The organism is Parabacteroides sp. AF14-59 (genome assembly GCF_003479515.1).
Classification (GTDB): Bacteria; Bacteroidota; Bacteroidia; order Bacteroidales; family Tannerellaceae; genus Parabacteroides; species Parabacteroides faecis.
The window spans coordinates 40,900-52,701 of sequence record NZ_QUHH01000030.1 but is presented as its reverse complement, the minus strand read 5'-3'; the positions used below and the strand labels follow the sequence as shown (position 1 = coordinate 52,701).

Annotated in this window: 10 protein-coding genes; all 10 read left to right on the top strand. The window is 33.4% G+C overall.

Annotation, left to right across the window (positions count from 1 at the left end; all coding sequences use genetic code 11):
* Positions 1 to 22 precede the first annotated feature (22 nt).
* Positions 23 to 589 carry a sigma-70 family RNA polymerase sigma factor gene (locus tag DWW23_RS23005; RefSeq protein WP_122356599.1) on the top strand — a complete coding sequence of 189 codons (567 nt, stop codon included), beginning with the start codon at positions 23 to 25 and terminating at the stop codon, positions 587 to 589.
* Positions 582 to 848 (top strand): hypothetical protein, encoded by a 267-nt coding sequence (locus DWW23_RS23000; RefSeq protein WP_122356597.1) that lies wholly within the window; start codon positions 582 to 584, stop codon positions 846 to 848. Before DWW23_RS23005 ends, DWW23_RS23000 begins: the two co-directional genes overlap by 8 nt.
* Before the next feature lie 28 nt (positions 849 to 876).
* On the top strand, positions 877 to 2,163 hold the full coding sequence (locus DWW23_RS22995; RefSeq protein ID WP_122356595.1) for a dynamin family protein: 1,287 nt from the start codon (positions 877 to 879) through the stop codon (positions 2,161 to 2,163).
* Positions 2,160 to 4,457: a dynamin family protein gene (locus tag DWW23_RS22990; RefSeq protein WP_122356593.1), complete on the top strand. Its 2,298-nt coding sequence runs from the start codon at positions 2,160 to 2,162 to the stop codon at positions 4,455 to 4,457. The genes DWW23_RS22995 and DWW23_RS22990 overlap by 4 nt, the downstream gene beginning before the upstream one ends.
* 11 nt (positions 4,458 to 4,468) lie before the next feature.
* Positions 4,469 to 4,999, top strand: coding sequence for a hypothetical protein (locus DWW23_RS22985; RefSeq protein ID WP_122356591.1), 531 nt, complete (start codon positions 4,469 to 4,471; stop codon positions 4,997 to 4,999).
* A gap of 1 nt (position 5,000) precedes the next feature.
* Positions 5,001 to 8,447, top strand: coding sequence for an ATP-binding protein (locus tag DWW23_RS22980; RefSeq protein WP_158583234.1), 3,447 nt, complete (start codon positions 5,001 to 5,003; stop codon positions 8,445 to 8,447).
* Complete coding sequence (locus tag DWW23_RS22975; protein ID WP_122356587.1) at positions 8,444 to 9,349, top strand: hypothetical protein; 906 nt, start codon at positions 8,444 to 8,446, stop codon at positions 9,347 to 9,349. The genes DWW23_RS22980 and DWW23_RS22975 overlap by 4 nt, the downstream gene beginning before the upstream one ends.
* 2 nt (positions 9,350 to 9,351) lie before the next feature.
* The gene (locus DWW23_RS22970) at positions 9,352 to 9,687 is read left to right on the top strand and encodes a hypothetical protein (protein WP_122356585.1); all 336 of its coding nucleotides are present in this window, start codon (positions 9,352 to 9,354) and stop codon (positions 9,685 to 9,687) included.
* A gap of 172 nt (positions 9,688 to 9,859) precedes the next feature.
* Positions 9,860 to 10,222 carry a YkvA family protein gene (locus DWW23_RS22965; protein ID WP_187576713.1) on the top strand — a complete coding sequence of 121 codons (363 nt, stop codon included), beginning with the start codon at positions 9,860 to 9,862 and terminating at the stop codon, positions 10,220 to 10,222.
* 147 nt (positions 10,223 to 10,369) lie between these two features.
* Entirely contained in the window at positions 10,370 to 11,779 is a 1,410-nt protein-coding gene (locus tag DWW23_RS22960) for a TIGR02452 family protein (protein ID WP_122356581.1), read from the top strand.
* Positions 11,780 to 11,802: the final 23 nt, after the last annotated feature.

The window sequence follows — 11,802 nt, the reverse complement described above, 5'->3', positions numbered from 1 at the left end:
CCTACATGAATTTTATAGAGCAATGGACTTGGAACAATATACAGACAAACAGATTATTGATGGCATTCTTGCTAATAACAAGGTTGTAATTGAGTATTTCTTTCTAAAGAGATGCTCTTCACTTTTTATTTATATTATACAAAATATATTTGCTGGGAATATAGATAAAAAGGAATTAATTAGTGAATTATACTTATATATGGCTGATAAGGATTGGTACAAAGTTCGCCAATTTGATTATAGGAGTAAGCTTATGACATGGACGAGCGTTGTAGCAGTACGCTTCTTTCAAAAAAAGAAATATGAACTGATAGAAAATAGATCAAATGAGACTCTAAATAAAGAAATGGATAAAATAACCAATGTAACTATGTTTATAGATTGCAAGATGGATGTTTGTAACGCATTAAAGAAAATGCCTAATGAAAGATACCGCAAGGTTATCGAGGCGTTGGACTTAAAAGAAATACATCCGGAGTCATTAGCGGAAGAAATGAAAATAACTGTTGATAATTTATACAACATTCATCGTAGAGCACTTATGCAGTTAAAAATCGTTATGGGTAGAAAGGAGGAGTATTATGAATAATATTTCTGATGAGATGTTAGCAGCGTATATTGATAGTAACGCTACTCCATTGGAGTGTTTAATCATAGGTGATGCAGCTAATGATGAGGAGATAATGGAGGTTATGGATATTATATCTGGTATAAGAAATAGTTCCGATTTATTACTAGATGATGAATACTTTGAATTGAAAGTTATAGGAGAATCATTAAATAAAATAGAACGATTTAATGAACTTAAACGACGATTTAATGAAGATCAAGTTGATAATATAAAATAATAATTACATATGACTAATAAAGCGAAAAATGGAGCAATTTTTAACGCATACATTTAGTATTTCAGATCATCCAATTAAGAAATTTGATGAACCTTTTAATCTTCAGTATGTTATGGGACTTGGGGAATTTATGTGTTACATCTCCAACTCTAACAATCGTGCAAAATTATTATTTGAAGTTTGGGCTTATTCAATTTTAGGATATGTACCAAAAACATCGTGGAATTATACTTTTGATTGGATTTATATAAAGGCTGCTCTTTGTAGAGAAAGTGACGATATATATTTCTCTATAATGAGACAATCGTTTGTTTTTGATTGTTTTTATTTAGCTTCAACTTTAGACCCTAGATTAGCTATTTGTACATATACTTTTCTCTTAGATAAAGTCTGTGGATTTTTTACAAGAGATATTTTAACAGAAAATTATAAGTATTTTCAAAGTGAATTGTTTTTTGCAAGTAGTAGTAGTATTCCCTGTTCACTTCAACAACATAGATATTTAGATATTAAATTCCATGCGAAACCATTGAAGAAGATTCTTGTTGTTGCGACTATGAGTGCGGGTAAATCTACACTTATTAATGCACTTGTCGGATATCGTATCAACAGAATTAAAACAACAGCGTGTACTAGTCATCTTTGTTACATTTATAACAAACCATATGAGGATGGTTTAATAGTAAATATAGGTGAGAATAAATTTGTTTATAGTAATGATATGGAGTTTGTAAGTAGTGATTATTTTATGTCTGCAGGATTACACTTTGACTCTTATCTTTCTTCAGAACGGATTTGTATAATTGACACTCCTGGTACCAATTATAGTAAAGATATTAGTCATGGAGAAATAACAAAACAAGTAATTTGTGGTAATGATTATGATGCAATGATTTTTGTGGCAAATGGTCAATATTTTGCAACCAATGATGAAAGTGAATTACTTGACTATACGATTCAACATACTCATAAGCCTATAATATTTGTTTTAAATCAGCTTGATAGATTTAAACAACAAAATGATTCTATAAAGAAAATGCTTAATGATTTTGAGAAAGTTCTAAATGATAAGAAACATCATGAGCCATTAATTGTTCCTTTGTCAGCTTTTGGTGCTTTAATGATCAAACTGTACCTAAAAACGTCTTTTTTGGATGATGATGAATTATTTGAATTAGATATTTTGAAAGCTAAGTTTTCTAGGAAGTATTATTTTCTTGAGAACTATACTAAATACAGTTTTAGCAAGCAGAAATCAATATTGGATCATACGGGAATATTTGTTTTGGAAAAACTAATTAAATTTTTACAATGAAGAAGATTGAAATAAAGTACAATCCGTTTTTGATATCTACAGAGATATTAATAGATAACAAGAAGCCTAAAGCTAATAGTTCTTTAAACTTTGGTAAACTTAGATTACAAGAATGGGCTGGTAATTTACCTGATATTCTTGTTAGTGAATATTCAGATAAGAATTATGAAGTAGATTTCACAGGAACTCAAGCTGATTTTGATGACTTGAAAATCGCTTTTAAGTCACAGAGTAAAAAAGTAGAGGTTACAATGTTTAATCATCACTGTACACCAGATGTAGCAGATGTTGAGGCTGATGTAGATAAAATTTTCGAAGAAATTAAAAAAGGCAAGGTAGATGCACTTCGTGATGAATCAATAATTACAGCATTCGAAAAAGCGAAGAACCAAGAATTTGAGATTAATGTAATTGCAACAATGAGTTCGGGGAAATCAACTCTTATTAATGCCCTTTTAGGCAAGCAATTAATGCCTGCTAAAATGGAAGCTACTACGGCAACTATTGTAAAAATTATTGATACAGACCAAAAGAACTTTCTAGCCATTGCTTTTGATGCATTTGGAAAAGAAATTTTTCGAAATGAAGATGTTTCTTTAGATGTAATGAAACAATGGAATGAAGATGAGAGGGTTTCAAACATTGAAATTCAGGGACGTATTCCTTGTGTTGATTCCGTTGGTATGAAATTAGTCCTTGTAGACACTCCTGGTCCAAACAATGCGCGTGACGAGCGTCATAAAACATTAACTTACAAAATGCTTTCAGATTCGGATAAATCGCTCGTATTGTTTGTAATGAATGGTCAAGCATTGGGTATAACAGATGAGAAAGATTTGCTTGATTTTGTCTGCCAATGTATGAATTCGGGAGGGAAACAATCCAGAGAGAGATTTATCTTTGTAATGAATAAGATGGACGATTTTAAACCTAATCCTAAAGATGACGGACTCGATTGCATCGAGAATGCTTTAAAATCTGCCAAGGTGGATCTTGAGTCTAGAAAAATTTATGAGCCGAATATTTTTCCTGTTTCTTCGTTAGTCGCTTTGGAACTTCGTTCTGAAGATGAAGAGCCATCTGCACTTGATAATTTCAAACGTAAAATTAGAAAATATGATTCTTTTCATTTTGAATCATATTATCATTATTCGCATCTTCCTCACGTGGTTAGGCTTAAGTTTGAAGACGACCTAAAAGTGGCAGATGATGATACTAAAATAGAGATTCATAGTGGAATTGTATCAATAGAAAAAGCTATTGGACAATATATAAACAAATATGCTCGGACAATCAAAGTTTATGATCTTGTTCAAGCTTTTAATGATCGTTTGACAGAATTAGCGGCTATAGCTGCTATTCAAGAAGAGATTCGGCAAAATTCAGCAAAGAAAGAGGAACTTGATCTGGCTATTAAAGAGATAAGAAACAAGATTCAAATGGGGCAATCTGCACAGGTTCTAGCAACAATGATTGATAAAATTGATTTGATTAAAGATGTTGAAAATGAGGTGGATATCTATCTGTTGTCTCTTAGGGCCAAAATCAATAAAATTATTTTTAGATACAACAATAGTTCAAAGGTATTGAAATCTGAAGCTGAAAAACAAATTAAGGATATTCAAAATGAAAGTGATGCTATTCTTAATCAATTAAATGTGCGTATTGAAACAATTCTCAATAATACTTTTATTCGTCTTTGTAATATCATTATAGATCAATATAAGTCATATATTAAGGATCTAGGAATTGTCTTTAATGACAATGCATTGAGTATAAATCCGTTGAATTTTGTTGCGGAAGAATTAACAGATTTGTCAGACCTTTTGACTGAAAAAATAAAGAAAGAAGATGAAGGTCAATTTAGAAATAAAATGATCAGAGAGTCATACCAAGAAAAGAAGACTAACTGGTTTTGGAAACCTAGTCAATGGGGTTCTGTACGATATGAAACAAAATATCGTGACAAAATTGTTAGAGAGTGGGTTACTAAATATGTTGAATATGTCAATATGTCGGAAGTTGTTGGTAGTTATTTTGAGCCGATCCAACTGCAACTTGATGAAGCTAAGATAGAATCATTGAAACATGTCAAAAATGAAACAAGTCGTATAAAGTTGTCATTAAATCAAATACTTTTAGATATTAATCTAGTTCTTGAACAGAAATTAAATGAGCTTCAAATATCAATTAATGAAGCTAATACTACAGCTGAAGCAATAATAGAGCAACAAGAAAATCTTAAGTGGATGCAAAGTATAATTGATAGAGTCAATAAACTTATAAAATTTTAAAATATTACACAATGAAACGAGATTTTATAAATGCAGTAGAAAACAAGAATTTAGCAAAAGTCAGAATATCGTTATCTAACGAACTTTTGCTTGATCCTCGTGGAAATACTTTTGGGGAAATGTTATCATTTGCAATGAGTCATATTTCGGATCTTTTTGAAGAAAACAAGGAGGCTAATTATTCTGTACCTCCTCAAGAGGTTTGGAATCTAGAGTTTTTATTCGAAGTAAAGAGTGATTTGGATTCAAACTTCTCAAAAGAGAAACTAGCCTTTTATGAGGCAGTGATAAAAGTCGTTGGTCGAAGTAAAGCTCAAGAAATAAATGATACGGAGACAAAAGAGCGTGAATGTTCAGAAAGAGAGAAGTATACTGATAAGAAACAGCGTACTCGCATTAATACAACTAATGGAACAATAACTGCTGGAGGTACTATACTTACAATTGTTGGTATTTGTGCAGGTAAAACACTCTTAACTGTGTTAGGAGGAGTCGTGTTAATAGTAGGTGGTGTAATGTTGTATAATGATAGCAGAAAGTAAAATGGCAACAATATATGATCGCAATAAAAGAGTTAATAAACCTGCAGAGGTTCGATTAATATCCGATGATGTTGGGGAAGATATTCAAGGTGACTGTGGTTTATTAGAAAACATGGTGGCTCAGGGGACAGATGTAGCCTTTTCCACTGAATCATCAGAATTAAAAAATGAGCAAGAGATGCAAGCTTATGTTAGTACTGCTAACAACGCTTTAGGTATGGTAGACGATATAGTGTTGAAAAGTTACTTATCTAACTTGTCTGAAATGGAGGTAATGCAAATATCTTTCAACGATGACGACAATAATGTAATTCTTTTTAAGATAAATAAGATGGCCTATGAGAAAGATGAGTATGCTACCGACAAATTTGTGAGTACTATTAGTGCAATGACCTTTACTAATAGTTCTCTATTTTTAATAGTGGATGGAAAAAAAGATCATACTGATTTTTATTTGGGTGTACGAAATAATGACGATAATCGTACAACCCGCTCTGTTGCTGATGCATTTTATAATTCAATAAAGGGACAGTTTCCTGGTATTATCCTTGAGGATTTATCGAAAATTGAAAAAGGATCTTCGTCATCTTTGCAAGATAGTTTGTCATACCGTTTTAATAAGGCTGCAAGTCTCAGTTCCTGTGTCGGAGTTCCTGCATATAAAAGCGAGAAAGGTAACTATACTAATATCAACTATATTCAAGGTATTGAGAAGCTAGCTATTGCTATGCAAGGAAAGGAATACACTGCGATTATTCTAGCATCTAATATTACATCGGAAGAAATTCGTAATATTAGGTTAGGATATGAGAACATATATACGCAGTTATCATCAATAGCCACTCAACAACTTGCATACTCTACTAATGAATCGCTAGCTAATGCCATCAGCAGGACAAAAAGTCTCACTGATTCAATTACAGATAGTGAAACGCATGGTTCTGGTACTACAAATACTACAGGTGAAAATATCGGAAAAGCAGTTTCAAAGAGCACGTCAAAAGGTGAGTCAAAACCGAACGCTTGGAGTAAAGGTGGTCAACTTGCAGGATCATTGGTTATGGCAGGCTCTGTTCTTACTGCTACAGGTGTTGGCGCTCCTGCTGGATTAGTATTGATGGGCGCAGGGGCAATTGCTAGTTTGGGAGGTATCGTTTTCGGGAAAACAAAAAGTAGTAATGAATCTGAGAGTCAAAGTGAAACAGAAGGTCGTTTTACTTCAATAGGAAGTTCTGAGACTGATAATTATACAAAAGGAAGATCACATACAGAAGGGTTAAGTGACACGCGTGGTAATACATCAACAATAGGTTCTTCTAAAAATTTTACTCTAACAGTTCATAATAAGCATATTGAAGAAGTTCTTAAACTCATTGATAAACAATTGCAACGTATTGAATTATCAGAAAGTACTGGGCTCTGGTCTGCTAGTGCCTATTTTTTTTCCTATGATAATGATCGTGCAACTGCTGAGACTGGTGCTACTATTTTCAGATCTATTATGCAGGGAGAAGGGTCTGGTATAGAAACTTCGGCTCTCAATACTTGGTTTACTCAGAACAATGAAAAATATCAGGAGCGTTTTAATAATATTAAAGCATCTGTCGTTAACTTTATCCATCCAGTCTTCCTTTATGCAAAGGATAATATGAATACAACCGTAGAAGTACCAGGTACATCACTTGTAAGTAGCAAGGAGTTGGCTTTGATGTTAGGACTACCTCGTAAATCAGTGCCTGGATTACCAGTCATTGAGCATGTTTCCTTAGCGAAAGAGGTCGTTAGACACAATGCCCGTCCTTCTAAAAATCCTATTGAGATAGGTTGTATATTTGACCAGGGGGTCAGTCATTTAGAAAACAAAGTAAAACTGGATGCTAAGAGTCTAACTCAGCATACTTTTATTACAGGATCGACTGGATGTGGCAAGAGTGAGACTATTTACAAACTTATTGATGAAGCAACAAAAGTAGGTGCAACGTTTCTCATCATAGAACCAGCAAAGGGAGAGTATAAGAATATATTTGGAAATATAAATGTATTTGGAACAAATCCTTTAATAACAAAATTGCTGTGTATCAATCCTTTCCGTTTCCCAAAAGGAATTCATGTGTTGGAGCATATTGATCGTTTGATTGAAATATTTAATGTCTGTTGGCCGATGTATGCCGCTATGCCTGCTGTACTTAAGAAATCTATGCTCACAGCTTATGAAAATTGTGGTTGGAATTTGATAAAATCTTCAAATATATATTCAGATCATTTATTCCCTACATTTGTGGATTTGTTAAATGAATTAGTGTTGACGATAAATAATTCCGCATATTCCGAAGAGGTGAAAAGTAATTATATAGGGTCTTTAGTTACACGTATTGAATCGTTAACAAACGGTATAAACGGTGAGATTTTCTCGTCTGATGAAATTCCTGATAAAATCCTTTTTGACGAAAATACTATTATTGATTTAAGTCGTGTAGGGTCACAAGAAACAAAATCGCTTATAATGGGTATCCTAATAATGCGATTAAGTGAATACAGAGTGACCTCTGTTACGGAAGCGAATAGCAAACTTCGACATATAACTATTATTGAAGAAGCACATAATATTCTCAAGCGCACTTCTACAGAGCGATCAGTGGAAGGTAGTAATATTACTGGAAAGTCTGTTGAGATGCTAACTAATGCCATTGCAGAAATGCGTACCTATGGTGAGGGTTTCGTTATTGTTGATCAATCACCAACATCTGTTGATCCTGCAGCAATTAAAAATACCAACACTAAAATTATTATGCGTCTACCAGATGTCGATGATCGTCGTATAGCTGGTAAAGCGGCCGGTATGAAAGACTATCAAATAGATGAAATAGCAAAACTTCCAACAGGTATAGCCGTAGTTTATCAGAATGACTGGATAGACCCAGTTCTTTGTCAGATTGATATTTTCAATGGTGAGAGAAAAGTATTTACTCCGACTAATTGTTTAACTAATTGGAACGAAGCTGACATAGCAACTACTGAAATTTTGAAACTGTTACTCAAAGGTCGTTTATCTACTAGCGTTGAACCTGATTTAGATTTAATAAATCAATCTATCGACAATATAAAACGATCTACATCAACGAAAATTGTATTGAGAGAATTGGTGTCGCAATATAATTCAAATGATATTTCATTTTGGAAAGATGAGAATTTTGGTAAATTGTCGAAAATCGTAACAGATATTCTTGGAGTTAAAATGGATGTTGAACGTCTCGTTTACAAAGCTAAAGATTTCTCTCAATTGAATGAGGAATTATCGAAATTGATAACAGAACATGTGGAAATACCTTCTTGCATGGACTTGGCTATTCGTCAATCATTGATGAAAGACTATAGTGAAGGTTCTGATACGAAATACAAGATTTATAATGCATGGTTTCAAGAAATTAATAAACAAATTTTAGAATGAACTTAGATTTGAATAACTCAGAGGGGTTAAGAGCATCTTCTCCTTTGGCTGAATTAGCTAAAGTTAGTGACTTGCTCAACGACCAGGAACTTAATAAGTCATTAGACAAAATGAGTTTTAATGGAAGTGCAGCTAAAGTCGGATACTATACTTTTCATAAGCTTTCACAAATGCCGGTAGTTTGTGAAAAGATAGATGAATGCAAAATATCTTTTTTAGATAGTATAAAAGCTGTTGGTATAAAAATAGATGATTTTCATGAATCTGTTAAAGAAGATGTATGTGATTTTTTTAAAGGTACTTATGAGAATGTAAAAGATTTTTTTGCAGATAAGTCCGATACGCAGGCTTTAAAAGGTCTTGGAGAAGATTTTTATGAAACTCGCGAATTTGGAATTGACAAATGTTCTGCAGCAGCCAAAGAAATTTTTAATCCCGGCGTTATAGATAATTGGATGAATTTATCTTTGACTGAACGTCAGGGTATTTCAAAGGCTTATGCTGCAGAAGTAGCTGAAGCTTTCAAACTAGAGAAATATTCTGGTGTTATTTTTGAAGATCTTGAATCTGGTGTATTAGGATATAATAATGGGGATGGTAGCATTCATATTACTAACGATATGCTTATTAACTATGGTTCGCCGCTTGAAGTTGTAAACACTATTACTCACGAATTGCGCCATCAATATCAAAATGAATGCATAAATGGATATCACAATGTTTCAGATGAAGTGAAAAATGAATGGACGGCAGCAACTGCTATTTACGACTCAAATAGCCAACCGTGGGCATTCGACCCTTGGGGATATAAATACAATCCTCTTGAGATTGATTCTCGATATGCAGGAGAGACTGTAGTGAGAAATATTACAAAGGATTTTATTAACGATCAATTCGCATAATAATGAATACTATAAATAGAGAAGAACTGAAAGTCCGCCTTATTACGGAAGGATATGCAGATCAGTATGGTTTTGAACAAACCATTGACCGTTTAATTAATTTTGATGGTAAGCCAGGAGAAATGTTAAAAACATGGATGAAAACGGGTGAAATTTCTGAATTTGAAGCAATTCAAGGTATAGATGTTACTTTTTTACGTAATAAGTTGAGAATGAAAGATCCTGCAATCATCATAGCATATGCTATGCTTTTAGCCGACCCTCAGTCCAATGGGATGTATTTAAAACGCCTTGCAGAAAGTCGGATTATTTATCATTCGGATAAAGAAATTGATTAATCAAAGTATTATAAGAATGTTTGTATATTTTAATTAATTGGGCAATAACTACTATAAAAATATTGGGTAAATAAGAAATACGGAATTTAATGAGAGTTCCGTGTTTTTTTTATTTCAGTGATAGTTTTCCAATGTTTATGTCTTCTCTATAAGAAACGATTAAAACAATATTATCATGGAAAAGAGAAGTATTATCAATTATTTTATGTTGTGGGAAAAGATCGACGAATACACCCGAAAAGCTGGAAGAGTGAGCGCACGTCCTGTTTTGTTGCTGTATTATGTGCTGAAAAGTCCGGATACACCGAAATCAGATAAACTTCTGATAGTTTCTGCGCTTTCTTATTTAGTACTTCCAATTGATTTAATATCTGCTAAACGTTTACCTGTTATTGGCTGGATAGATGAAATCGTATCATTAACGATAGCTTATCAAAAAGTTTGTAAATATATTACTCCGGAAATACAATGGAAAGTAGATAATATTCTGGACCGTTGGTTTCCAGAGATAGAGTCTGAAGTATTAACAAATTAATATTGCGTTATATGATGAAAACTATTCAATTAACAATCAACGAAGCATTACAGAATGCCGATTTTTGGTTTGTTCATGACTAGGAGAGTGAAGTGTTTTATTTTATGATGCAGGAAGGAAATGTAAAATATACAATTATGTTAGGATATGATGAAGAATAAGCTCTTATATGAAATAACTTGGGATGATTACGGTTGGATAAAACAGTTTAGAAGTGCCGACAGTCAATCAGATAGAGGTATTTGTAGAGATTTACGGAAGAAGGTTTTTGAAAATACAGTAAAAATAGTCAAAGCCGGGTCATATATGACAATGTGCGGACGTGTTGTCCGGCTGGATTTGAATCCGGATCTGACCAGGCAAACAGAACTGTATGACAAAGAAATTCATCCTGCTTATAACAGTCCTCTATATAAAACTGAAATTGCAGCTATAAATTCAGATTGTCTTGAGTATGCGAGGAAAGTTGCTGTGATAGATGATAGTGTGAGCGTGTTGAACATGGCTAGTCGTCAGAATCCGGGTGGAGGAGTATATAGTGGGGCAGGAGCACAAGAAGAGTATCTTTTTCGTTGTACGGATTATTATCGTTCATTATTTCAATACGGATCTTTTTCATCGAACTATGGCATTCCAGCAGCAGTTAAACAATATCCGCTTGATCAGAATTTCGGAGGATGTTTTTCTCCTGATGTTACAGTCTTTCGTAGTTCGGAAGAAAATGGTTATCGTTTATTGAGAAAGCCTTGGAAGGTTAATTTTATAGCCGTTTCTGGGATGAACAGACCAAAACTCATTGATCAAAATGGTGAATGGCGTATTGATGACTGTTTAGTAGAAGGCGTTAAGAATAAAATACGTACAATTTTGAGGATAGCCATCCTAAATGGACAGCAAACGCTTCTTTTAGGTGCTTTAGGATGTGGCGCTTTTGCAAACCCTCCAAAGCACATTGCTGAGTTATTTAAAGAAGTTTTTGATGAGCAGGAATTTAAACATATATTCCGAAGAATCTTTTTTGTGATAAAAGAGGATGCTAATTCTCATGGAATGAATTTTCAACCGTTTAAAGACGTTTTTGGAGAGCGTTCCCCCTTTCAACCTCTAACATCCGAATTGTTATTGCGTTTCAATCATAGTAATGATATAAATAAAAGTAATGTATCCAAAATTCTGCACAGGGAGAGTTTTGATAAGAATTTGTATTGGACATTATATTCAAACGGAATTTTGTCTATCTCTGGAGTTGGAAAAATACCTGACTATATAAACCATTGGGACTCTTATTTTGGGGAAGGGCAAGCTCCCTGGATTGGCTGTGAACGTTATGGGGTAATGCCTCATATTCTACGTATAGAAGAGGGGATAACTCATATAGGTGCAAATGCTTTTGAAAGCTTAGATAATTTTCATATAGTTTATTTGCCTCAAACTTTAGAAAGTATAGGAGATTTGGCTTTTTATAATTGTTTTAATATAGAACAAATAAATAGGCCGGTGAATCTGCGTTATGTAGCTTCGGATGCTTTTTGTGAAGCGGGAAAACAAATTTATTAGCAATTGAAAGTAGTCTGTAACGA

Coding starts and splice junctions, on each gene's coding strand:
- DWW23_RS23005 (WP_122356599.1), top strand. CDS start 23: ATGGACTTGGAACAATATACAGACAAACAGATTATTGATGGCATTCTT.
- DWW23_RS22985 (WP_122356591.1), top strand. CDS start 4,469: ATGAAACGAGATTTTATAAATGCAGTAGAAAACAAGAATTTAGCAAAA.
- DWW23_RS22975 (WP_122356587.1), top strand. CDS start 8,444: ATGAACTTAGATTTGAATAACTCAGAGGGGTTAAGAGCATCTTCTCCT.
- DWW23_RS22960 (WP_122356581.1), top strand. CDS start 10,370: ATGATGAAGAATAAGCTCTTATATGAAATAACTTGGGATGATTACGGT.
- DWW23_RS22995 (WP_122356595.1), top strand. CDS start 877: ATGGAGCAATTTTTAACGCATACATTTAGTATTTCAGATCATCCAATT.
- DWW23_RS22990 (WP_122356593.1), top strand. CDS start 2,160: ATGAAGAAGATTGAAATAAAGTACAATCCGTTTTTGATATCTACAGAG.
- DWW23_RS22970 (WP_122356585.1), top strand. CDS start 9,352: ATGAATACTATAAATAGAGAAGAACTGAAAGTCCGCCTTATTACGGAA.
- DWW23_RS23000 (WP_122356597.1), top strand. CDS start 582: ATGAATAATATTTCTGATGAGATGTTAGCAGCGTATATTGATAGTAAC.
- DWW23_RS22980 (WP_158583234.1), top strand. CDS start 5,001: ATGGCAACAATATATGATCGCAATAAAAGAGTTAATAAACCTGCAGAG.